General features: G+C 71.8%; 15 protein-coding genes and 3 tRNA genes. 11 read left to right on the plus strand and 7 right to left on the minus strand.

Going from position 1 to position 22,574, the window contains the following annotated elements:
* Window positions 1–5: 5 nt before the first annotated feature.
* The 3 genes from ACWDEX_RS00375 to ACWDEX_RS00385 form a co-directional block, all read right to left on the minus strand.
* The gene (locus tag ACWDEX_RS00375; RefSeq protein WP_450460862.1) at window positions 6–536 is read right to left on the minus strand and encodes a GNAT family N-acetyltransferase; all 531 of its coding nucleotides are present in this window, start codon (window positions 534–536) and stop codon (window positions 6–8) included.
* A gap of 304 nt (window positions 537–840) precedes the next feature.
* Entirely contained in the window at window positions 841–3,150 is a 2,310-nt protein-coding gene (locus tag ACWDEX_RS00380) for an ABC transporter permease (protein WP_450460863.1), read from the minus strand.
* On the minus strand, window positions 3,147–3,854 hold the full coding sequence (locus tag ACWDEX_RS00385) for an ABC transporter ATP-binding protein (RefSeq protein ID WP_450460864.1): 708 nt from the start codon (window positions 3,852–3,854) through the stop codon (window positions 3,147–3,149). Before ACWDEX_RS00385 ends, ACWDEX_RS00380 begins: the two co-directional genes overlap by 4 nt.
* 139 nt (window positions 3,855–3,993) lie before the next feature.
* Between ACWDEX_RS00385 and ACWDEX_RS00390 the strand changes: the two genes are divergently transcribed.
* The 6 genes from ACWDEX_RS00390 (at window position 3,994) to ACWDEX_RS00415 (ending at window position 12,187) form a co-directional block, all read left to right on the plus strand.
* On the plus strand, window positions 3,994–4,860 hold the full coding sequence (locus ACWDEX_RS00390; RefSeq protein WP_450460866.1) for a sensor histidine kinase: 867 nt from the start codon (window positions 3,994–3,996) through the stop codon (window positions 4,858–4,860).
* Window positions 4,857–5,534, plus strand: coding sequence for a response regulator (locus ACWDEX_RS00395; protein ID WP_450460867.1), 678 nt, complete (start codon window positions 4,857–4,859; stop codon window positions 5,532–5,534). Before ACWDEX_RS00390 ends, ACWDEX_RS00395 begins: the two co-directional genes overlap by 4 nt.
* A 120-nt stretch (window positions 5,535–5,654) precedes the next feature.
* A complete protein-coding gene (locus ACWDEX_RS00400) occupies window positions 5,655–8,603 on the plus strand; it encodes a glycoside hydrolase family 35 protein (protein ID WP_450460869.1) in 2,949 nt (982 codons plus the stop codon).
* Window positions 8,604–8,623: 20 nt separating this feature from the next.
* On the plus strand, window positions 8,624–9,229 hold the full coding sequence (locus ACWDEX_RS00405; RefSeq protein ID WP_450460870.1) for a hypothetical protein: 606 nt from the start codon (window positions 8,624–8,626) through the stop codon (window positions 9,227–9,229).
* Window positions 9,230–9,384: 155 nt separating this feature from the next.
* A complete protein-coding gene (locus ACWDEX_RS00410) occupies window positions 9,385–10,833 on the plus strand; it encodes an acyl-CoA synthetase (RefSeq protein WP_450460871.1) in 1,449 nt (482 codons plus the stop codon).
* Window positions 10,826–12,187, plus strand: coding sequence for a carboxyl transferase domain-containing protein (locus ACWDEX_RS00415; RefSeq protein WP_450460872.1), 1,362 nt, complete (start codon window positions 10,826–10,828; stop codon window positions 12,185–12,187). The genes ACWDEX_RS00410 and ACWDEX_RS00415 overlap by 8 nt, the downstream gene beginning before the upstream one ends.
* Here the strand turns inward: ACWDEX_RS00415 and ACWDEX_RS00420 are convergent.
* Complete coding sequence (locus ACWDEX_RS00420; protein ID WP_450460873.1) at window positions 12,159–15,779, minus strand: S8 family serine peptidase; 3,621 nt, start codon at window positions 15,777–15,779, stop codon at window positions 12,159–12,161. The genes ACWDEX_RS00415 and ACWDEX_RS00420 overlap by 29 nt on opposite strands.
* A gap of 523 nt (window positions 15,780–16,302) precedes the next feature.
* Here ACWDEX_RS00420 and ACWDEX_RS00425 point away from each other — a divergent pair.
* The 3 genes from ACWDEX_RS00425 (at window position 16,303) to gap (ending at window position 19,638) form a co-directional block, all read left to right on the plus strand.
* Window positions 16,303–17,340, plus strand: coding sequence for a rod shape-determining protein (locus ACWDEX_RS00425; protein WP_450460874.1), 1,038 nt, complete (start codon window positions 16,303–16,305; stop codon window positions 17,338–17,340).
* Window positions 17,341–17,565: 225 nt separating this feature from the next.
* On the plus strand, window positions 17,566–18,531 hold the full coding sequence (locus ACWDEX_RS00430; RefSeq protein WP_450460875.1) for a GlxA family transcriptional regulator: 966 nt from the start codon (window positions 17,566–17,568) through the stop codon (window positions 18,529–18,531).
* A gap of 108 nt (window positions 18,532–18,639) precedes the next feature.
* Window positions 18,640–19,638, plus strand: a complete 999-nt coding sequence (gene gap / locus ACWDEX_RS00435) for a type I glyceraldehyde-3-phosphate dehydrogenase (RefSeq protein ID WP_450460876.1) — start codon at window positions 18,640–18,642, stop codon at window positions 19,636–19,638.
* A gap of 308 nt (window positions 19,639–19,946) precedes the next feature.
* On the opposite strand, the gene ACWDEX_RS00440 is transcribed toward gap, so the two are convergent.
* The 3 genes from ACWDEX_RS00440 to ACWDEX_RS00450 form a co-directional block, all read right to left on the minus strand.
* Window positions 19,947–20,020 (minus strand) — tRNA-Ile (locus ACWDEX_RS00440).
* 167 nt (window positions 20,021–20,187) lie between these two features.
* A tRNA-Asn gene (locus ACWDEX_RS00445) sits at window positions 20,188–20,260 on the minus strand.
* A 5-nt stretch (window positions 20,261–20,265) separates the two neighbouring features.
* Window positions 20,266–20,338 (minus strand) — tRNA-Asn (locus ACWDEX_RS00450).
* 165 nt (window positions 20,339–20,503) lie between these two features.
* On the opposite strand from ACWDEX_RS00450, the gene ACWDEX_RS00455 reads away from it, so the two are divergent.
* Window positions 20,504–20,803: a YtxH domain-containing protein gene (locus tag ACWDEX_RS00455; RefSeq protein WP_450460877.1), complete on the plus strand. Its 300-nt coding sequence runs from the start codon at window positions 20,504–20,506 to the stop codon at window positions 20,801–20,803.
* 96 nt (window positions 20,804–20,899) lie between these two features.
* Window positions 20,900–22,354, plus strand: coding sequence for an FGGY family carbohydrate kinase (locus ACWDEX_RS00460; protein WP_450460878.1), 1,455 nt, complete (start codon window positions 20,900–20,902; stop codon window positions 22,352–22,354).
* Window positions 22,355–22,574: the final 220 nt, after the last annotated feature.

The following is a 22,574-nucleotide window of genomic DNA, read 5'->3' on the forward strand; positions in this document are numbered from 1 at the left end:
CGTGCTCATCGGGCGAGCGGAGACCTGTCCGTCGCCGCGAGGCGGCGGGTCAGCACACGAGTGATGCCGCCGTCGTCCTCTGTGGTGTCCCGGACGTACTCAAAACCGATCTTGGCCAGCAGCGCCAGTGAAGCCGCGTTCTGTGCGTCCACGGTGGCATGCACCTCCGTCAGCCCCAGCGTGCCGAAGCCGTAGGCGACGATTCCCTCCGCCAGCTCGGTCCCCAGACCGGCACCCCAGACCGCCGGGGACAGGGCGTAGACGATCTCGTGGCCGCCGACGTCGGCGGTCCGTTTGATCTCCGCGTGCCCGATCAGGTGTCCGTCCCGGCGAACAGCCCAGACATCGAACAGGTCCCGGGCGTAGACCTTGGTGAAGATCCGCTCGAACAAGGCCCGGTCGTCCGCCTCGGAAGAAGGGCCGTTCCCCATCCACTGAGACACCCTCGCGTCCTGGAACAGAGCGACGAAAGCCTCCTCGTCTTCTGGGACATACGGATCGAGAAGCAGGCGCGCGGTCCGCAGGGTCGGGGTCATGGACGGCGACGCTACCCGCGCGAAATCCGGGGTCGCAATCCACTTTTACCTGCGCGCATTTCCCTTGGGCCGGTGTGGCGGTCACGCATGAGGGGGATGTGGCAAACCCCGGTCCGGTGGTCAGGTCCCGGACCGGGGCTGCCAGGTGAGGCACTCGTCCCGGATCAGACGCTGATCGTCGCGGCGACTCGCCGTTCCGCGATCGAGCGGCCTTCCTGGATCACTCACCAACTCTTCACAAACTACGAGTAGTTCACCTGCTTGTCACGGAACTCGATCGGCGTGGCACGGACGTTGCTCCGCCCTACTCGTTGTGCAGCGCCTCCGCGACCGTCAGCCGTGCCGCGCTCCGGGCCGGAAGGTACGCGCCCAGCACTGCGATCGCGAGGCCTGCGAGGGCCAGGCCGGTCAGGGATCCCGCGTGCCAGACGTCGGTCATGTAGGCGGGCAGGGTGGTCTCCGCCGCGTCCGCCATCCGTGGCACCACCAGGTCGTAGCCCGCGATGCCCAGCGGAATGCCGAGCAGGGAGCCGATCGCGCCGAGCACCGCCATCGAGGTCACCATCATCACCGTGACCTGTCGTGGCGTCATACCGATGGACTTCAGCATGCCGAGGTCGCGGCGGCGGTCACGGGTGTTGAGGACGACCGTGTTGAGGACGCCGAGCGAGGCGACCACGGCGAGCATCGCGGTGAGCAGCGTCGCGGAGCCGATGATGGTCTGGGCGCCGGTGTTCGGGCCCGTCGGTACCGGGTCGATCCCCGGGTCGATGGCGCGGGCCGCGCGCGTATAGGCGGCCGGGTCCGCGCCGCTGCGCAAGGCGATGAGGTACGCGATGGGCTTCTCGTGCGGGGACAGCGCCGTCAGCGTCGACCAGTCGGCGAGGAGCAGCCGGCCGTTGTTGTCCATGGACTCGCCGACGATGACCGTCTTCTCGCGACGGTCACCCTTCTCCAGGAAGAGGGGGTCACCGACCTGCAGGCCGTTCCGGCGCAGGTAGGCCGTGCTGGCCACGACCTCGCCGGTACGGTGCGCCCACCGTCCCTTGACAACCACGGTGTCCGACTGCGGCCGGTCACCGCGACGTCCTTCGAGAAGCGTCGATTGCGTGGAGCCGGCGACATGGGCCTCCGCCACCCCCCGCGCGGTGACTGCGCTCGTCCCGGGCAGCGAGCGCAGCCGCGACTCCAGCGCGAGGTCCCCTTGCTTCGCCTCGATCACCTTGCCGTGGCTGACCCTGCTCGTGTACACCGACACCTGGTAGGCGTCCTGGCCCGCTTCCCCGAACCTGGTCATCGTCGTGGCCAGGCCGGTCGCGAACGTCACGGTAGCCACCCCCAGGACCACGGCCGCAAGAGTGAGGCCGCTGCGGCCCGGCCGGGCGAACGGCAGGCCCACCCCCAGGCTCACCGCCCGTGGCAGGCTGCTGCCCGCCAGTCGGCGCTGGATGCCCAGCGCCCGCCCGGCTCGCGGGGCGCTGCCCGCGCTGATCGCCCGCGCCGCGGACAGCCGGTGCGCGCGCGCCGCCGGAACGAGCGCGGCCAGCACGCAGACGGCGGGCATGCCGAGCAGGGCGACGGCGTTCACCCAGGGCGCGATGCCGACGCTGTCGTGGAACATTCCCGCGTCCGGCCCGGTGAACACGAAGTGCAGGAGGGGACGCGCCAGCAGATTGCCGACGCCGGTGCCGGCCGCGCAGCCCACCACCGCGGGAACGGAGATCATCGTGAGGTAGACGGCGACGACCTGTCTCGGGGTGAACCCCAGGGCCTTGAGAATGCCGATGTGCCGGAAGCCGGAGATCACCGCGCCGCTCACCACGTTGGCGACGATGAGCACCGCCACCAGGACGCCCAGGATGCCGAAGACCATCAGATACTGGGCGTAGGCCCGTGCCGAGCTTCCCACCTGGCTCTTGAGGGTGAGATACGACCGGGAGGCGGTGAGCGCGTCCTTCGGCAGTGCCGCGGTCGCCGCGGACAGATCCGCGCGGAGCCGACTTTCCGAGGACGCGTCGGTGAAGCGGAAGAGCATCTGAGTGACCGTCGGGTGCAGGGCCGGCATCTGGCCCGGTGCGACCCAGGCGTCCGCGGTGCGGCTCATGTCGAAGCCGTACCCGACGATGGTGAGAGTCGGCCCCGAGGGCACGTGGATCTGCTTACCGAGGTCGCGCGGCGTCCAGTCCGGGTGCCGGTTCACGACGATCTCGCCGGGCCTGGTGGCCCAGTGGCCCGCCCACAGGTCCACCTGGTCCACGGGGCCCCCGGGACCGGGACGGCCCACGACCGTGACACTGCCGAAGAGGCGGTAGGTGCCGTCTCTCGGCATGTCGAGCACGGCCTGTGCGAAGGGTCCGGCGGCGGCCTCGACCCCGGGTCGGCGGGCCGCCTGAGCCAGCTTCTCGTCCGAGGCCTTGGCCGGGTCGAACGCGGCGACGACATGCGGGCCGTGCTGCTTGGCGAACGCCCTGTCGAACGGGGCGGAGGCCGAGTCGACCAGGCCGAGGGCGACCACGATCGACCCGGTCGAGGTCAGCGTGATCAGGAAGATGATGATCGTCTGGAGCATGCGCCGTCGTACGGCCGCACGGGCGGCCCGCCACACCGCCCTCATGCGGACGGCTCCAGGGTGTGCTCGCCGGTCACCCGGCCGTCGGCGAGGAGAACCAGGCGGCTGGCGCAGCGCCGCGCCAGGTGCTCGTCATGAGTGACCAGGATCAGCGTCTGCCCGATCTGGTTGAGGTCGAGCAGCAGGTCCATCACCTGCTCGCCGGCGCGGCTGTCCAGAGCCCCGGTGGGCTCGTCGGCCAGCAGCAGCGCCGGACGGTTCATCAGGGCGCGGGCCACCGCGACGCGTTGCCTTTCGCCGCCGCTGAGTACCGCGGGATAGGCGTTCTGGCGGTCGGCGATGCCGAGTTCGTCGAAGAGTTCCAGGGCGCGACGGCGGGCCTGCCGGGCCGGGGTGCCGGTCAACTGGGCGGCGAGGGCGACGTTGTCGAGGGCGGACAGGTCGTCGATGAGGTTGAAGAACTGGAACACCATGCCGATGCGGCGCCGCCGGTACAGGGCGAGGCCCTTCTCGCTCAGTGCCCCCACGTTCTCGCCATGCACGACGACCGTGCCGTCCGTCGGACGGTCCAGGCCGGAGACCATGTTGAGCAGGGTTGACTTGCCGCACCCCGAGGGCCCCATCACGGCGACCGCCTCCCCAGCCCGGATCTGGAGCGACACACCGTTCAGCGCCGTCGTCTCGCCGTACTCCTTGCGGACGTCGTCGAGCCGTACGACGACCTCTGCCCTGCTGTCCTCAGTGACCATGCACAGGACGTTAAGGGGGCGGTGGGTCCCGGACATCCCTCCCGCGATGGCATCTTGACCTGCGGCTCATCCCGGGGATGCAGTGCCCTGCATCCCCGGGATGATGCACATCCGGGGGCGGTCTGCGAAAGTGGGCGCCGTGTGGGAGCGGGAGCCGTACGCGCTGGTGGCGGCGCTGGGGGTGGTGAGCGCGGTCGTGCTGTGGCTGACGGTGGCGCTCGTGCGTACGCGGCGGCGCTGGCAGACGGCGGTGGGCGAACGCGGCTGGCTGCTGGAGCGTGAGCGGGAGAGCGCCGCGCGTGCCGCGGTGACAGCCGAACGCGACCGTATCGCCAGGGAGTTGCACGACATCGTCAGCCACACCGTCAGTCTCATGGTGGTGCAGGCGGGGGCCGCCCGGGAGGTGCTGGGTACCATGCCGGACGAGGCGACGACCGCCCTGCGCGCCGTCGAGGACGCCGGACGGGGCGCGATGACCGACCTGCGGCATCTGCTGGGACTGCTGGCGCCCTCGCAGAACGGCGAGGACACGGATGAAGGGCCGCGCGGAGCCGGCGACGCCGCGGCCGAACTGGCACCGCAGCCCGGCCTCGAGAGGCTGGGCCCGCTCGTGGACCGGATCTCGTTCGCCGGGCTGCCCGTGGAGGTACGGATCTCCGGAGAACCGCGCCCGCTGCCCCAGGGCATCGACGTGACCGCCTACCGCGTCATCCAGGAGGCGTTGACCAACGCGCTCAAGCACGGCGACGGTGGCAAGGCCGAGGTGACCGTGCGGTATGCCGACCACGCCCTGCGCGTCGAGGTGCTCAACACCGGCCCGAGCGTGCTGACGGGCACCGCACCGGCGCAGCCGGCACGAACCGCACCGCGGCAGCGGGAAGGTGCGGGCCGGGGACTGCTGGGACTGCGGCAGCGGGTCGCGGTGTACGGAGGAGAACTGGACGCCCGCCGCCGCCTCGGCGGCGGCTACCGGGTCCGGGCGCGCATCCCCCTGGACCGCCCATGACGCGGACCACCGGCGAGCGGGCTCCTCGCGTGCTCATCGCGGACGACCAGACCCTGATCAGGACCGGCTTCCGGCTGATCCTGACGGCCCGCGGCATCGACGTGGTGGGCGAGGCGGCCGACGGCGCGCAAGCGGTGGCGGCGGCACGCGAACTCCGGCCCGACGTCGTGCTGATGGACATCCGCATGCCCAACATGGACGGCCTGGAGGCCACCCGCCGCGTCCTGGAACAGGACCCGGACTGCCGGGTGCTCATCCTGACCACCTTCGACCTGGACCACTACGTCTACACGGCCCTGTCGGCCGGGGCGAGCGGCTTCCTGCTGAAGGACGTCACCCCGGGACACCTGGCGGCGGCCGTACGACTGGTCGACACGGGCGACGCGCTGCTGGCCCCGTCGATCACGCGCCGCCTGGTGGAACGCTTCGCGTCGGAGCCCGCCGACCCGCCCGCCGCGCACGCCGACCTGGCGGCCCTGACCCCACGCGAACGGGAGGTGCTGACCTTGCTGGGCCGGGGCCTGTCCAACACGGAGCTGGCCGCCGAGCTGACCCTCAGCGAAGCCACCGTGAAGTCCCACGTGGCCCGCATCTTCGCCAAGCTGGCCCTGCGCGACCGCGCCCAGGCCGTCGTCCTGGCGTACGAGACGGGGCTGGTCAAGCCAGGGCACTAGCCCGTAGCGACGCCTGCGCACCCGTACCGGGTAATCCGCCCGCGCCGAGAGCCTCATGATCCCGAAGTCGTGCCGCGCGGTGTGGACAATGACGGCACCCGCGCCCCTGAGGAGACTCCCTTGGTGTTGAGCAGACGTACCTTCAGCGCGATCGCCGGCACCGCCGCGCTCGGCCTCTCGCTCACCGGACACAACGGGGCGGCCGCCGTAACCGCATCGACCGGACCGGCCCCCGGCCCGGCTGGCACGGACGGGCGGGCGCACACGGTGGGCTTCGACCGGTACTCGCTGATCGTCGACGGTCGGCGGGTCGTGCTGTGGTCCGGCGAGGTGCACCCGTTCCGGCTGCCGAGCCCGTCGCTGTGGCGGGACGTCCTGCAGAAACTGCGCGCCCACGGCTACAACACGGTCAGCGTCTACGTCTCCTGGAACTACCACTCCCCCGCCCCGGGCTCGTACGACTTCACGGGCGTCCGGGACCTGGACCTGTTCCTGCGCACCGCCGCCGAGACGGGGCTGTATGTGATCCTGCGGCCGGGCCCGTACATCAACGCGGAGGTCGACGCGGGCGGCTTCCCCGGCTGGCTGACCGCCACGCACGGCACGGCCCGTACCGCCGACCCCACCTATCTGTCGTACGTGGATGAGTGGCTGACCGCCGTGAACCGGATCGCGGTGCGCCACCTGTACACCAGGGGCACCGGCACGGTCGTCCTCTACCAGTTGGAGAACGAGTACGCGAACCATGTCACCGAGGCCACCGGCCACGCCTACATGGCCCATCTGTACCGGAAGGTCCGTGCCGACGGCGTCGACGTGCCGCTCTTCCACAATGACAAGGGCAGGAACGGCTACTGGGTGCCCGGCTCGTTCGACACCGGTGGTGAACGCGGGCGTTGGCTGTACGGCTTCGACGGCTACCCGTCGCCGTCGAAGACGCCACCGGACTGGGGATACTTCGGCACCGGCGGACCGAAGGGCGGATCGACCGCCAGCCCCGAAACCCCCGGCTTCCTCGCCGAGTTCGGGGGCGGCTGGTTCGATCCGTGGGGCGGCGTCGAGTTCGACGGAAAGGGGTACGCACAGTCGCGCCGCACCCGGGACGCGGCGTACGAGCGGCGCTTCTACCTGACCAACCTCGCCAACGGCATCACGGCCCACAACATCTACATGGCCTTCGGCGGCACATCGTGGGGCTGGCTGCCCGCGCCGGTCGTCTACACGTCGTACGACTACGGGGCCGGCCTCGACGAGGGCCGCCGGCCGACCGCCAAACTGGTCCCCCTGCACCAGATCGGGTACCTGCTGCAGAGCGTGCCCGACCTGGCCAAGCTGGACCGGGCGGAGGACATCGACACCGGCGTCCCGGGGGTCAGGGCCTACCACCTCGCCAACCCGGACACCGGGGCGCACGTCCACGTGCTGCGCAACGACACATCCACCGAGGCCGTCGCCACCGTTCCACTCGCCGGGACGACGGTCCCCGTGCCCGTACCCGGCCGGGACGCCAGGTTGCTGGCCACGGGGCTCTCCCTCGGGCGGCGGACGCTGCGGTACTCCACCGCCCAGCCCATGCTGCGACTGACCGCCGGGCGCCAGGACATCGCGGTGCTCACCGGCCGCTCGGCGGAGGCGACGCGGACCGTTCTGGAGTGCGCGAGCGAACCGGCCGTCACCGTGCTCGAGGGGAAGGCCCGGTACACGTACGAGCGCGGCGCGCTGCGCGTGGACGCCGCCCTCGGCGGGCTCACTCGGCTGTCGGTGCGAGGCGCGGGCGTGTCACGGCCGCTGCTGCTCCTGCTCGCGGACGACGAGACGTCCGCACGGCTGTGGCGCCACAACACTCCGTCGGGTCCGGTCCTGGTGTACGGGCCCGCTCTGCTGCGCACCGCCGTGCTGCGCGGCACGACCGCCTACCTCACCGGCGACACGGTCGACAAGGCCGACCTGGAGGTGTGGGCGCCGCGCGGGGTGACCGAGATCGTCTGGAACGGGCGTCCGGTGCGCACGCGCGCCACCGCCTCCGGAAGCCTGCGTGCCGCACGGCGGCTGCCGGGCGCGGGACCGGTCCGGCTGCCCGAGCTGACCGGGTGGCGCCGGAAGGCCGAGAACCCCGAGTCGGCTCCCGGCTTCGACGACTCGGCGTGGCGGGAGGCCGACCGCACCTCCTCGTTCAGCACGACTGCCCTGCCCGCGGGAGGGCCTGTCCTCTTCGCCGACGACTACGGATTCCACTACGGGGACGTCTGGTACCGGGGCCGCTTCGAGGGCGCGGTAGGCGCGAGGTCGGTCTCCCTCGCCTACGTCACGGGCACCCAGGGGCTGTTGATGGCGTGGCTGGACGGCAGACCGCTTGGCACGCACCGGATGCCCGTGCCGGACCGCAAGACGGTCCGGCAGGGGACGTGGTCGGCGACGGCGACATTCCCCATCGAGGTCCGGACGCCCGGCGCCCACGTCCTGTCCGTGCTCGTCCGCCGTATGCAGCACGACGAGGACCTGCAGGCCAACGACGCGCACAAGGCGGGGCGGGGGCTGGCCTCCGTCGCCTTCGACGGGGCGTCGCCCGCGGTGCGCTGGCGGATCCAGGGCGGGACGGCCCCCGATCCCGTGCGCGGTCCGCTCAACAACGGCGGCCTCCACGGGGAGCGCCACGGCTGGCATCTGCCCGGGTTCGCGGACGACGGCTGGCAGCCCGCCACACTCCCGCGCGCCGACCGAGGGCAGGGCGTGGTCTGGTACCGGACGGTCTTCCGGCCGGCCGTCGATCCCGGCACGGACGCGTCGATCGGGCTGACCCTCACCGACGACCCGGCCCGCGCCTACCGGGTGCAGATCTTCCTCAACGGCTGGAACATGGGCCAGTACATCAACGACGTCGGCCCACAGCACACCTTCGTCCTGCCGAACGGGGTGCTCGACACCCGGGGGCCCAACACGCTCGCGCTTGCGGTCCTGGCCGACGGGACCACTCCGTCGGGTCCGGGCAGGGTCGAGCTGACACTGCTCGGCCGGGCGGCGGGCGGAGTGCCCGTGACACGGGTGCACTCCCCCGGCTGGGTCCGTTAGGGCCTGTGCCGTGCGCGAGGATGGATCGCATGCCGTCCGCGAAACGCCCTGCCGGCCCGTTCACGCCCCTCGACTTCCAGTTGGTCCTGCTGCGCCGCATGGCCGACCACAATCCGGACCTCGTCGAGGACGCCCGCCGTGAGCTGGGTGTCTCGATCGCCGGCATGCGCGAGGCGAACCGCCGCTGGCAGGCCATGCTGCACGCCCCCCGCGCCCGCTCCGCCGCCTCGAGGTACCGCTCGGTCCTCGGCGAGCCGGAGTCGACGGCACCCCGCCGGATCGGCGACCTGGTCTGCGACGCTCTGCTGTGGCCGGTCCCGCTCTGGCCCGACCTGCGCTTCGAGGTCCTGGTGGCGCCGAACGGCGTGGTGTGGAACGAGTGGCTGGTGCGGGCACCGGGCGCGCCCGGTCCCACGCTGGAGACCCTGGAGGACCTGACGCCTTGGTGCTGCACGGTCGACGAGGTGGCCCGCGCCTTCGCCCCGGCCCGCCCCCTGGAAGGCACAGCCCCCACCGGTTGGGGCCTGGCCTTCACCGCCCGGGACGCGTCGGGCGCCCGGCACGCGTGCGCGGCGGAGTTCACCTGGGGGCTGTTGCAGCGGACGGGCGTCGTCGTGCGGCCGTGAGCATCGCCTCGACGGCCGTGAGCATCGCCTCGACGGCCGCGGGCCGCGCCCGGACGGAACAAGGTGTTCGTGCCCACGCCGGGCGGGTTTCGCTCGCTCCGGTGGAGGAACGGTCCTTGAGTCCGTACGTCCGCTTCGACGCAAGGAGTCCCCGCGTGCCCTCCCTCTTTCCGGCCCTGTCCGATCCCGGAGCCGCGCGCCGGCTCGCCCTGCGGTTCGGTGAGCGGGCTCTGACGTACGAGGAGCTCGCCGCGGCCGCCGGTGCGCTCGCCGGGCGGATCGAGGGCGCGGGCAGGGTGGCCGTGTGGGCCACGCCCTCCCTGGAGACCGCGGTCGCGGCGGTGGCCGCGCTGACCGCCGGCGTGCCCTTCGTGCCGCTCAACCCGAAGTCCGGGGAGGGCGAGCTGGGACACATCCTGTCGGACAGCGCACCGTCGCTGGTGCTGGCCGCCCCCGGCGAGGAGCTTCCCTCGCCGGTACGGGAGTTGGAGCGTGTCGAGGTAGACGTGCGCGGTGCGGCGGCGTTCGCTCCGGCCGAGGTGGACGACGAGGACCCCGCTCTCGTCGTCTACACCTCCGGGACCACCGGCCCGCCCAAGGGCGCGGTGCTTCCCCGCCGCGCCGTCGCCACCACGCTCGACGCGCTCGCGGACGCCTGGCAGTGGACCGGGGACGACGTCCTCGTACACGGCCTGCCGCTGTTCCATGTGCACGGGCTGGTCCTCGGCGTCCTCGGCCCGCTCCGGCGCGGCGGATCCGTGCGGCACCTCGGGCGGTTCAGCACGGGCGGGGTGGCACGCGAGCTGGGCGAGGGGGCGACCATGCTGTTCGGCGTGCCCACGATGTACCACCGCGTCGCCGAGGCTCTTCCCACCGACCCGGAACTGGCCAAGGCGCTGGCCGGGGCCCGGCTGCTGGTCTCCGGGTCAGCCGCGCTGCCGGTGCACGACCATGAGCGGATCGCCGCCGCGACCGGCCGCCGGGTCATCGAACGGTACGGGATGACAGAGACGCTGATGAACACGAGCGTGCGCGCCGACGGTGAGCCTCGCCCGGGAACCGTGGGCGTGCCGCTGCCCGGGGTCGAGCTGCGGCTCGTCGAGGACGACGGCTCGCCGATCACCGCGTACGACGGGGAGACGGTCGGCGAGATCCAGGTCCGTGGCCCGAACCTGTTCACCGGGTATCTCAACCGTCCCGACGCCACCGCCGGTGCCTTCACCGCCGACGGCTGGTTCCGCACGGGCGACATGGCAGTCCGCGAGGCCGACGGATACGTACGCATCGTGGGCCGCAAGGCCACCGACCTCATCAAGAGCGGCGGGTACAAGATCGGGGCGGGCGAGATCGAGAACGCGCTGCTGGAACACCCGGGGGTGCGGGAGGCCGCCGTCACCGGGGAGCCCGACGACGACCTGGGCGAGCGGATCGTCGCCTGGGTCGTCCCCACCGACCCGGCCGCGCCTCCCGGTACGGAGGAACTCGCCGACCATGTGGCCCGGCGGCTCGCCCCGCACAAGCGGCCGCGTGTCGTGCGCCACCTCGACGCGCTCCCCCGCAACGACATGGGGAAGATCATGAAGCGGGCGCTGCGCGATGGCTGACGGTCTTCCGGCCCGCGCGGCCCTCGCCCTGGTCACCGACGACTTCGTCGAACTCGCCACCCCGGCACGGGAGTCCGGGCTCGACGGGCCGCTGCGGTGGGCCGGCTACGACGCCTCGCGCGCCCGCGCCGCCACACGGACCGGCGAGGAGGAGTCCGTCGTCTGGGGCCGAGCGACCGTCGGCGACACGCCGGCCGTGCTGATCGCGTTCGAGTTCGGCTTCCTCGGCGGTTCGCTCGGACAGCGCACCGGCGACCGGCTGGAGTCGGCGCACGCCTACGCCCGTGACCACCGGCTGCCGGTCGTCTCGCTGGTCGCGACGGGCGGCAGCCGTATGCAGGAGGGCATGCTCGCGCTGACCCAACTGCAGCGCGTGGCCCGCCAGTCGGCACTCACCCGCGCGGCGGGCCTGCCACAGCTCGCGGTGGTGCGCGACCCGACGACCGGCGGCGGCTGGGCCACGCTGGGCGCGGGCGCCGACGTGGTACTGGCCCTGCCGGGCGCCCAGGTGGGCTTCGCCGGCTCCCGGGTACGCCCGCCGGACGCGGACCCGGCGGCATACACCGCGGAGGCCCAACTGGCGGCGGGCGCGGTCGACGCGGTCGTACCGCCCGAGGAACTGCGGGAGGCGGTGGGCCGGTGGCTGGGACTGCTCACGGTCCCGTCGGTCGAACCCGCGCCCGTGCCCGGGGCGCTGGGACCGGCGGACCTCCCGGCGACCGGCTGGGACGCCGTGCGGCGCGCCCGCGATCCGGGGCGCCCTCGCGCGCGGGCCTACCTGGACGCGTACTTCACCCGCCGGGCCGCGCTCGGCGGCGACCGCTGCTGCGGCACCGACGCGGACGGCATGCTGTGCGGCTTCGGCACCCACGAGGGCCGTACGATCGCGTACGCCGCCCAGACCGGCACCGCGACCCGCCCTGCCGGATACCGCACGGCCACCCGGCTGATCCGGCTGGCGGACCGCCTGTCCGTTCCCGTGCTGACGCTGGTGGACACGCCGGGCGCGGCCAACGACGCGGACGCCGAACGGCAGGGCCTGGGGGCGGCGCTCGCGGACCTGTTCGCCGCGGTCGCCGCCGCCCGTACGCCGCTGACCACGCTGGTCGTGGGCGAGGGCGGGTCCGGCGGGGCGCTCGCCCTGGCCGCACCCGGCAACACCTGGGCCACACCGGACAGTTACTTCTCCGTGATCGCACCGGAGCTCGCCGCCGCTATCCTCAAGCGACCGGCCGGCCAGGTGCGGGAGACGGCGGACCAGCTCCGCGTACGCCCCCAGGACCTGGTGGCCCTGGGGGTCGTACGGGGCATCGTCGGCGGGGAGGCTACTTCTTCACCCCCACCGCCCGGATGATCTCCTGGGTGACGGATCCGCCGCGGTCGTCGCTCGCCGAGGCGCGCAGGGAGACGTACTGCGCGTCGCGTGGCACGGTCAGCGTCGCCTTCCAGGAGGCTGCCGTGCCGCCGGTGAGCGGGACCGACTGCCAGGAGGCACCGTCGTCGTAGGACACCTGGAGCTTCGCGCCGCCGATCGTGCCGGTGCCGGGCGCGCCCACGACGTACGAGGCGGAGATCCCGACCGGCACCCGGCCGCCGCGGACGTCGCCCGAGAGGTCGGTGTCGACGTCGTAGGCGAGGTTGAGCAGCGGCAGGAAGGTCGTACGGTCGGTCGGGGTCGCCGAGGAGCGGAAGGTCCACTCGGAGTGGCCCTTGGTGGAGAGCTTCCAGCGGTCCGCGTCCAGCGTGGTGTCGGTGACGACCTTGTAGGTGTGCTCGTCGGCGGGCGCGTCCCACGCATACGCGGCGGAACCGGTGCCCCGGTCGACGAGCGTGCCGTCCTGGTACACGGCGGTGACCTGGGTCATGCCGCTGTCGGCGCTCCACACATCACCGAAGCCGGTGTGGTCGGGCCCGGAGTCGCCCCAGCCGGGCGTGTTGAACCGCATCGCGTTCCCGGTGCGCTGCTGTCCCCAGCCGAGGCCGGTGCCGAGCCAGGGGTGCCAGACGGGCTTGAACCAGTTCAGCGTGGAATGCTCTCCGCCCTGGTAGCGGACCCGGCCGCTTCGTTCCTCCAGGGTGCCGGTACCGGCGTTCACGGACTCGTGCCACAGCTGACCGGGCCCGGTCGACACATAGTCGGTCCGCTCGGCCGGGTAGTCGATCCACTCCTGGAAGCCGATGCCGATGGGGAAGGCGTCGTCGGTGAGCGAGTACCGGAACTCGCTGCCGCTCACCGGCTTCACGGCGTGGAACTTCGTGTCCAGCACGGCGAGTTCGCGCGGGCCGGGGGCGTAGGTGAGGTCCTTGTCGGGGACGGCTCCCTGGTGTCCCTGCGACAGGTCGTACACATACGGGGTGTTGCGGGTCCCCGTCATGTCGACCTGCCCGGCCTTGCGCAGCCGGGCCGCGTCCGCCGCGTTCACGGTGGCGATCTGCAGCGGCCGGTCCGCGCCGTCGTCAGTGCCCCACCATGCGTTGAGGCGTCCGGGGGTGTCGTCGGTGACGAACAGGGCCTTGACGCCGGCGTCCTGGGCGGCCTGCGCGAGGTCGGTGGGTTCGGTGCCGTCGGTCAGGCGCGCCAGGACGGCCTTGCCGCGCACGTCCGCCGGGAACGGACCGTCCCCGACGTCGACGAGCGGCAGCCGGGTGCGTCCCTCGATCAGTGTGGCGCCGGGCTGTGAGACCGCCTCACCGAGGCCCTTGACCTCCAGCAGAGGCTTGCCCAGCCGCCACACGGTGCGGTACTCGAAGCTGCCCTGGGTGACCTTCTCGGTGGGTGCGGCGAAGATGCTGTCGTACTTCACCGGCACCTGGACCCCGCCGAAGTAGTCGGAGCCGCCCGCGTTGCGGTCGTACTCCATCAGCAACTGCCGGGTCTGGGTGGTCCGGTGGACATCGGCGCTGATCTCCCTCAGCCGCCGGCCGTCCAGGGTGACCTCGCGGTCCCGGTCGAGGGCGATCTCGGGTGCGGCGAGGAAGCCGAGCCCGAGCGAGTCGGCGCCATGGCTGCCGCGCACGTCGAGGAAGGAGGCCAGGCTGTAATTGCCCGGCTTGAGCCGCAGCTCGAGGGTGCCGGAGTCGCCGACGCGGGCGGGGAACGGGTCGGTGCCCTTCGCGAGCTGCTGCACGACGAGGTCGGCGGGGGTGGAGCTGCCGTCCCGGTCCTTGACGTGCACGGTGAGCGTGTACCGCTCGTCCTCCTTGACCAGCCCGAACGCGGTGTGGGCGACGGGAGTGCCGTGCTCGGAGGCGATGATCTGCCCGGAGAGGTTCCCGACCGGCGCCTTGGAACCGTCGCCGGTGACGGTGGTGGACGCGGTGCCGTGCGCGGGCACGGTGAGCGTGGAGTCGGCGAGCGTGGCGACCCCGTCGGGTGCGCCCTGCACACCCAGGTTCAGCTCAACTGACTTGTCCGAGGAGTTGCTGTAGGTGACGGTGCGGGTGACCGGCTTGTTCGCGTCGTACGGCCAGCCGTAGAAGCCGAGGTCGGCGCTGCCGGTGGCGGTGACCTGCGCCGTGACGGCGTCCGAAACGCTCACCCGGCCCGTACCCAACGTGTAGGCCGAGTCGTCGACCTGCTTCGAGCTGGACATCAGCGCGTCCTTGAGCCGTGCGCCGGTCCAGTCGGGGTGCTCCTCGGCGAGCAGGGCGGCGACACCGGCTACGTGCGGGGTCGCCATCGACGTACCGCTCATCCGCGTGTAGTAGCCGCTGCCGCTGACGAGTTGGGAGCGCGCGGCGAGGATGTCGACCCCGGGCGCGGAGATGTCGGGCTTGAGCGCGTTGTCCCCGTACCGGGGTCCGGCGCTGGTGAAGTAGGCGGCCTGGTCGGCGGAGTCGACGGCGCCGACGGTCAGCGCGGAGTCGGCGGCGCCGGGCGAGCCTATGGAGGAGGGAGCGCCGGTGTTCCCGGCCGCGATGACGAAGAGGGCGCCGGTCTCCTTGGAGAGGGTGTTGACGGCCTCGGCCATGGGGTCGGTGCCGTCGCTGGCCTCGCTCGACCCGAGGCTCATGGAGATGATCCTCGCGTGTACGTCGCGTGCGGCCCACTCCATACCGGCGATGATCTGCGACTCGCTGCCCGTGCCCTGGTCGCTGAGCACCTTGCCGACGGCAAGAGTGGTGTCGGGCGCCACGCCGCGCTCGGTGCCGTCGGAGGCGGCGCCGCTGCCGCCGACGGTGGAGGTGACGTGCGTGCCGTGCCCGTTGCGGTCGGCGACCTCCTGCCCGTCGATGAAACTCTTGGTCTGGGAGACGCGCCCCGCCAGGTCCGGGTGTCCGGTGTCCGCTCCGGTGTCGAGGACGGCGACGGTGACGCCCTTGCCGGTGAAGCCGGCGTCCCACGCGGACTTCGTGCCGATCTGCTGGTTGCTCTCCGCCATGTCGGCCTTGACCCGGCCGTCGAGCCAGACCTTGCCGATGCCGCGCTGTCCGGTGAGGGCCCGCCAGAAGGTGCGCCCCTTGGTGGCGTCGAGGGCGGCGCCGTCGATGCTCGGCAGCGAACGGGTCCGCGCGGCACCTCGGAGCGCCGCCTGCCGCGTGCCCTTGCCGTAGGTCACGATCAGCGGCAGCGTGTCGGCCTTCGCGTCACTGAGCCCCTGCCGGATCAGGGTGCTGACGTCGAACAGCCGCCGGTCGAGCGTGCCGGCCCGCAGATACGGCAGGGCCTCATCCGGTACGACGGTGACGTCCCCGTTCGCGACGTCGGTCCGTACTGCTCCGGTGGCTCCTCGGGGCCGCTCCACGGAGACGGTCTTCTTCCCGCCTCCGAGGTCGGTGACGGTCACCTTGTCACCCGTCACAAGCGTGACGGTATGGGCGGCGGTGGCGGTGCGCGCGGGGGCCGGTGAACTGCTCGCCGCGCCGGCGTTCCCTGGTGGCAACAGCGCGAGCAAGAGCCCGGCGGACAGCAGGGTCATCCCGCGTCTGACTGGTGCTGTGGACATCCATGCCCTCTCTTCGTCGAATGCTCCGAAGAGTGTCAGGGCGCTTGTGTCGCAAGGGAGTTGGTCGTTCGTGACGGGAAAGCGCAGTGGCGGGTTCCCGCCACCGGGCCGCCGATGCCGTCCCCCGAATCCGCGACACCCCCAAGCGCTGTCCTTCACAGTGGAGTTCGCCAAGGCACACAGTGGGAAAGCGGGCCGCAACAGGACGAGTTGGTGGCGTTCAGGACCGAGGACGGGGCCCTGATCGTCGTGGAGGGCGTCTCGAGCGCCACGCAGGCCCCGCGGCCCCCCCGACCCGCGCACACTCTCGGTCTCCAGCCTCCCCTCTCCTTCTACAGGCCGCTCAGTCCCTCTGAAGGCGGACAGTCAATCACCCCATCCGGCATCGTCGACGCCTTCCCCTGTTCGGCCGTACTCCGCCCGGCCCACCCCGAAGGGCGCGACCCCTCTCTCCCTAGCACGATGCGTAAGAAGAGGCGGCCGCGCGGCGGCCGCCTGCGGTCCGTTCTCGGGAGGTACCGCCATGACCGTCAGCCTTGACCAGTTGCGCCGCTGCCACTTCGCCGTGGACCTCGGGGCGGCCAGGACCCGTGTGTACGTCAAGGGAGCCGGGCTGGTGGTGGACCAACCCAGCGCCGCTGCCGTGAACACCCGGACAGGCGCGCTGATAGCCGTCGGTGAGCTGGCGGAACAGATGACGGGGCGCACGCCCGCCTACATCCGTGTCGTACGGCCCGTTTCCGGCGGCACCGTCGTCGACATCGACATGGCCCAGCGGATGCTGCGCCATCTGCTCGGCGAGAAGCTGCGTCGCGCCCTGCGCCGCAAGCCCCGGCTGAGGGCCGCCGCCTGCACCCCGCACGACGCGGATCCGCTGGCCCAGCGTGCCGCCATCGAGACCCTCGTCGGGCTGGGGGCCAAAAGGGTCGAGCTGGTCGACACGCTCGTCGCCGCCGCCGTGGGGTGCGGGCTGCCGGTCGAGCAGCCCGAGGCCTCCATGATCATGGTGTGCGGGGCCGCGGCCACCCAGATCGCCGTGTTGTCGCTGGGGAACATCGTGACCGCCGAACGGATTCCGGTGGGCGGCGAGGCCGTCGACCGCGCGATCGTGCAACACCTGCGGCACGAACACGCGTTGCTGCTGCCGAGCCAGTCGGTACGGCCCCTGCAGATCGCCCTGTCCGGTAACGGGCTCACCCCGCACGGCCCCTCCTCCACCGAGATCCAGGGACGGGACGTGGCGACCGGGCTCGCACGGTCCGTCCGGATCGACACCGCCGCCGTACGGGTGGCCATCCAGACCCCGCTGACGGCCGTGCTCGACGGCATCGGCAAGGTGCTGCGGGACTGCCCGCCCGACCTGGTGGCCGATCTCGCCGATCGCGGGATCATGATGGTCGGCGGCAGCGCGCTGCTGCCGGGGCTCGATCAGATGCTGCGCCAGGCGACCGGGATGCCCGTACACATCGCCGAGCGGCCGGACATCTGTGCCGTCCAGGGCGTGGGCGCCATGCTGGAGGGCAAGATCCGGCCACTGACGCTCGACCCGATCGCGGCCTGACGGCACGTCGCGGCCGGGGACGGCGTCGGTCGCCTGGATACTCACGGACGGTGCGTCGAAGGGGGGAGTTGGCGGTGCGGCGCGGCACGGGTCCAAAATCGGGGGAGAGGTTCACGCAGTCCGCGCCCGTTCCCCGTAGTGGGGTGCTCCTGTGTGAACGCCCTGTCACCGCTGATGTCCCAGACCATCCGAGCTCGACAAGGCTCAGGTAGAAGAGAGCCGAGCATGCATCCCTCCGGGGTCCTGCGCCTGCACCGCGTCGCCGTCCTGGTGCTGGCCGGAGCCAAGCCACTCGATGTCGGCATTCCCGCGCAGGTGTTCACGACCCGCGCCAGCATGCCGTACGAGGTACGGGTGTGCGGCGCGGCACCCGGCCTGGTCAGTGGCCAAGACGGCCTGTCCTACGCCGTCGAGCACGGTCTCGACGCCCTGGAGTGGGCCGATCTCGTGTTCGTCCCCGGCTACCGCTTCCCGGACCGCGAGGACCCGCCCCAGGCCGTCCTCGACGCCCTGACCGCCGCCCACGACCGGGGCGCGCGGCTCGCCGCCATCTCGACGGGCGCCTTCGCGCTTGCCGCCACCGGCCTGCTCGACGGCAAGCGCGCCACGACTCACTGGCACTACACACAGGCACTGGCGGTGAAGCATCCCCGGGTGAGGGTCGACGAGAACGTCCTGTTCGTCGACGAGGGCGACGTCCTGACGTCGGCGGGCGCGGCCTCGGGCATCGACCTGTGCCTGCACATCCTGCGCGGCGAGCTCGGGGTGGCCGCGTCGAACCACGCCGCCCGGCGCCTGGTCGCGGCCCCCTACCGCAGCGGAGGCCAGGCGCAGTACGTGCCGCGCAGCGTTCCCGAGCCACGCGGGGAGCGGTTCACCGCCACCCGCGAGTGGGCCCTGCGCCGGCTCGACGAGCCACTCACCCTGGAGCTGCTCGCCCAGCACGCGGCGGTCTCGACGCGCACGTTCTCCCGTCGTTTCGTCACGGAGACCGGATACACGCCGATGCAATGGTTGATGCGAGCCCGCGTCGACATGGCCCGTGAGCTGCTCGAACGATCAGAACGCAGCGTCGAGCAGATCGCCGCCGAGGTCGGTCTCGGCACCAGCGCCAATCTGCGGCGCCACTTCCAGCGCATCCTCGGCACCTCGCCGATCGAGTACCGGCGCACCTTCACCCGCGGGACATAGCGCGCCCGTCCCTTGGCACGATCCTTGCGGATGCTGGCGATCACGCCACTGGTGGGGGCACAGGGTGCGTGCGAATCTCGCAGGGAACCGAAGGGACGGACACCACTCATGACTCGCATCGCCATCAACGGATTCGGTCGCATCGGGCGCAATGTGCTGCGCGCCCTGCTCGAACGCGACAGCGCCCTCGAAGTCGTCGCCGTCAACGACCTGACCGATCCCACGGCCCTCGCGCGGCTGCTCGCCTTCGACAGCACGGCGGGCCGGCTCGGCCGCCCGGTGACCGTCGACGGGGACGACCTCGTCGTCGACGGCCGCCGCATCAAGGTGCTCGCCGAGCGGGAGCCGGCGCGGCTGCCCTGGGGCGAACTCGGCGTCGACGTCGTGCTGGAGGCGACCGGCCGCTTCACCTCGGCGAAGGCCGCACGCGGCCACCTCGACGCGGGTGCGAAGAAGGTGCTCGTCGGTGCCCCGTCGGACGGCGCCGATGTCACGCTCGCGTACGGCGTCAACACCGACGTCTACGATCCGGCCACGCACACGATCGTTTCGAACGCGTCGTGCACGACCAACGCGCTGGCCCCGCTCGCCGCGGTCCTCGACGACCTCGCCGGCATCGAGCACGGCTTCATGACGACGGTGCACGCCTACACGCAGGAGCAGAACCTCCAGGACGGCCCGCACCGGGACGCCCGCCGCGCCCGCGCCGCCGCCGTCAACATCGCCCCGACCACGACGGGCGCGGCCAAGGCGATCGGGCGTGTGCTGCCGAATCTCGACGGCAGGCTGTCGGGCGACTCGATCCGCGTCCCGGTCCCGGTGGGCTCGATCGTCGAGCTCAACACGAGCGTCGCCCGCGATGTGACGCGCGACGACGTGCTGGCGGCCTACCGTGCCGCGGCCGAGGGCCCCCTCGCCGGCATCCTCGAGTACTCGGAGGACGAGCTCGTGTCCTCCGACATCACCGGAAACCCGGCCTCGTCGATCTTCGACTCGAAGCTCACCCGCGTCGACGGTCGCCACATCAAGGTGGTCGCCTGGTACGACAACGAGTGGGGCTTCTCCAACCGCGTGGTCGACACCCTTGAGCTCCTCGCCTCGCACTGAGCCGAAGACGCGCACCCGGGGACTTCAACTGCCGCACCGTCACATTGAGTTCGAGTAGCGGATCGACTTCCTCCGCGGTTCGGGTCCACGCAAGGTCGGCAACAGCGAAGTGGATCCTGGACGCCGTCAAGGCCGACTGGCTGTACGAGCGCCCGCGCTGACTGGGCCCGGACCGATGCCGTCCGGGCCCTCTGCGTTTGCCCTGGATCTTGGTCCGAACGGCTGAACGGGGGCCGCCACTGTGGAGTGGCGGCCCCCGTTCTCACGTCTGCGCAGATAGAAACAGTTCTCCAGGGAGAACCCTGCGGTGGGGCGGGTGGGACTCGAACCCACGGCCGACGGATTATGAGTCCGCTGCTCTAACCGGCTGAGCTACCGCCCCGTACGGCGCGTCGCGTACAAGTGTGCGCGCCGTCTGCCGCAGCATAGCCGCTCATACGATCTCCTGCTTCGCATGGTCGGCTTCACATGACCTTGAGGACTCCGCCGCGCGGGCGGCGGTTCCTGCGGACATGAAAAAGGACCCCTGCGGGGTCCCCTTCCAACATGCTCCCCCGACTGGACTCGAACCAGTAACCTGCCGGTTAACAGCCGGCTGCTCTGCCAATTGAGCTACGGAGGACCGAGCTCCCCCGACTGGACTCGAACCAGTAACCTGCCGGTTAACAGCCGGCTGCTCTGCCAATTGAGCTACGGAGGAATGCCTCGTTCGCATCGAACGTACCTCCCTGGGTATCCGCCAGGGGGCGCTCGCTCGCTGCGACACATACATTAGCGCAAGCAGGGGGGTGCTCCGCCAATCGGTATCCCCTGCGATCGACGCTCACGCAGGGAACGACGCAGACACAAGGGAAGGGTGACCGCCATGCGCTATCGGCTCACGTTCTTCGCCGGGCTGGCTCTCGGTTACGTACTGGGCACCCGGGCCGGGCGCGAGCGATACGAACAGCTCAAGAAGTCCGCCCGCCAGGTCGCGCAGAATCCCGCGGTGCGCAACACCGCCGAGTCGGCCGCCCAGCAGGGGCGCCAGTACGCGGGCCGGGCCTTCCACGCGGTGAGCGACAAGGCCTGTGTGCCCGAATCGGTCGCCGCCCGGGTGCGCTCCCTGCGCGAACGACGCGCCAAGGGAAGCGGCGAGGACGACTGGGGCACGAGCACCACCTGACCGCCCGGCGAGACAGCGGGCGCGCGCCCCACAAGCTCCCTGGCTGCCGTACCGGCGCGGCACGCACACCCCCGCCGGTACGGCAGAATTTCCGCCATGGGGATAGTCGCCGGGTTGGACAGTTCGCCCGATTTCACTCGTATCGTCGTCTGCGACACGGACACGGGGGCCGTGCTCAGGCAGGGTTATGCGCCACATCCGGTGGAGCGCCCCGAGGGAGGGGGCCGTCCCTCCGACGTCGACCCGCAGGCATGGCTGCGGTCCCTGGGAGAGGCGGCCGCCGGCGGCCTCCTGGAGGGCGTGCAGGCCATCGGCGTCTCCGCACAGCAGAACGCCCTCGTCCCGCTCGACACCCAGGGCGCCACCGTACGGCCCGCGCTGGTCGGCGGCGACCGGCGGGCGCAGGTGGCAGCGGCGGACCTCATCGACGCCCTCGGTGGACGGCAGGCCTGGGCCGAGGCCGTCGGCTGTGTACCGCAGGCCGCGCAGCCCGTGACCAAGCTGCGCTGGCTCGCCAGAACCGAACCCGACAACGTGCGGCGCACCGCCGTGCTGATGCAGGCCCACGACTGGCTCGTCTGGCAACTGCTGGGGCGGCCCGCGAGAAGGACCACCGATCGCGGCGGCGCCTCGGGGACCGGGTACTGGTCGGCCGCGACCGGCACCTATCGCACCGACCTGGTCGAGCTGGCGCTCGGCCACTCGGCCATGGTGCCCGAGGTGCTCGGCCCGTCCGAGGTGGCGGGTACGACGCCGGAGGGGCTGCTGATCTCCGCGGGCACCGGCGAGACCATGGCCGCCGCCCTGGGCCTGGGCATCGGGCTCGGCGACGCGGTCGTCTCGCTCGGCGCCTCCGGGTCGGTGATGGCGGTGCACCCCGAGGCGCTCGTCGACTCGACCGGGATGATCACCTCGCTCGCGGACGCGACGGGCATGCATCTGCCGGTGGTGACCACGCTCAACGCCGTGCGCGCCCTGCGCGGCACCGCCGAACTGCTCGGCGTTCCCGATCTGGAGTCGCTGTCCGACCTGGCGATGAAGTCGACGCCCGGCTCGCACGGGCTCGTCATGCTCCCGTACCTGGAGGGCGAGCGGACCCCCAGCCTGCCGCACACCGCGGGCACTCTGACGGGACTGCGGCGCGAGTCGATGAAGCCCGAGCACCTGGCGCGGGCCGCGTTCGAGGGCATGTTGTGCGGGCTCGCGGACGCGCTGGACGTGCTGCGCGGCCGCGGGGTCGACGTACGGCGGATCTTCCTGCTGGGTGCCGCGGCGGAGCTGCCCGCCGTGCAGGCGGCGGCACCGGCGCTGTTCGGCGTACAGGTCGTGGTGCCACAGCCCGCCGACTACGCGGCGATCGGCGCGGCCCGGCAGGCGGCCTGGGCGCTCGGCGCCTCCCAGGGCACCCTCGACCCGCACACCCCGCCCGCCTGGCAGGGCGCGGTCGCGCAGGTCCTGGAGCCGGGCGAGGATCTGGCGGTGGGCCAGGCCGTACGCCGGCAGTACGTGTCGGTACGCGAGCAGACGCATCCGGGGGCGTTCCAGCAATAGGGCGCCACTGTGTCGCACGACCGGAACGTCTGTGACGTGCGTCTCATGCGTCGTCGTACATGCGTGTGAGCGCCTGGTGGGGGCCTGTCACATTCACAGGCCTACGTCGCACGGCTGAATCTGACTCAATACCCGCCCTACTGTTGGGTTAATCGGTTGAGGTAACGCCGGTGGAGTGTTCGACGATAGGGGGTGGTGCATCACCGACCGCCCCGCGACC

It is taken from the genome of Streptomyces sp. NPDC001020, from assembly GCF_053599115.1.

Excerpts from the sequence above, each read along its gene's own strand:
- gap (WP_450460876.1), top strand. The coding sequence starts at position 18,640 with ATGACTCGCATCGCCATCAACGGATTCGGTCGCATCGGGCGCAATGTG.
- ACWDEX_RS00415 (WP_450460872.1), top strand. The coding sequence starts at position 10,826 with ATGGCTGACGGTCTTCCGGCCCGCGCGGCCCTCGCCCTGGTCACCGAC.
- ACWDEX_RS00395 (WP_450460867.1), top strand. The coding sequence starts at position 4,857 with ATGACGCGGACCACCGGCGAGCGGGCTCCTCGCGTGCTCATCGCGGAC.
- ACWDEX_RS00375 (WP_450460862.1), bottom strand. The coding sequence starts at position 536 with ATGACCCCGACCCTGCGGACCGCGCGCCTGCTTCTCGATCCGTATGTC.
- ACWDEX_RS00405 (WP_450460870.1), top strand. The coding sequence starts at position 8,624 with ATGGATCGCATGCCGTCCGCGAAACGCCCTGCCGGCCCGTTCACGCCC.
- ACWDEX_RS00385 (WP_450460864.1), bottom strand. The coding sequence starts at position 3,854 with ATGGTCACTGAGGACAGCAGGGCAGAGGTCGTCGTACGGCTCGACGAC.
- ACWDEX_RS00380 (WP_450460863.1), bottom strand. The coding sequence starts at position 3,150 with ATGAGGGCGGTGTGGCGGGCCGCCCGTGCGGCCGTACGACGGCGCATG.
- ACWDEX_RS00460 (WP_450460878.1), top strand. The coding sequence starts at position 20,900 with ATGGGGATAGTCGCCGGGTTGGACAGTTCGCCCGATTTCACTCGTATC.
- ACWDEX_RS00425 (WP_450460874.1), top strand. The coding sequence starts at position 16,303 with ATGACCGTCAGCCTTGACCAGTTGCGCCGCTGCCACTTCGCCGTGGAC.
- ACWDEX_RS00455 (WP_450460877.1), top strand. The coding sequence starts at position 20,504 with ATGCGCTATCGGCTCACGTTCTTCGCCGGGCTGGCTCTCGGTTACGTA.
- ACWDEX_RS00420 (WP_450460873.1), bottom strand. The coding sequence starts at position 15,779 with ATGTCCACAGCACCAGTCAGACGCGGGATGACCCTGCTGTCCGCCGGG.
- ACWDEX_RS00430 (WP_450460875.1), top strand. The coding sequence starts at position 17,566 with ATGCATCCCTCCGGGGTCCTGCGCCTGCACCGCGTCGCCGTCCTGGTG.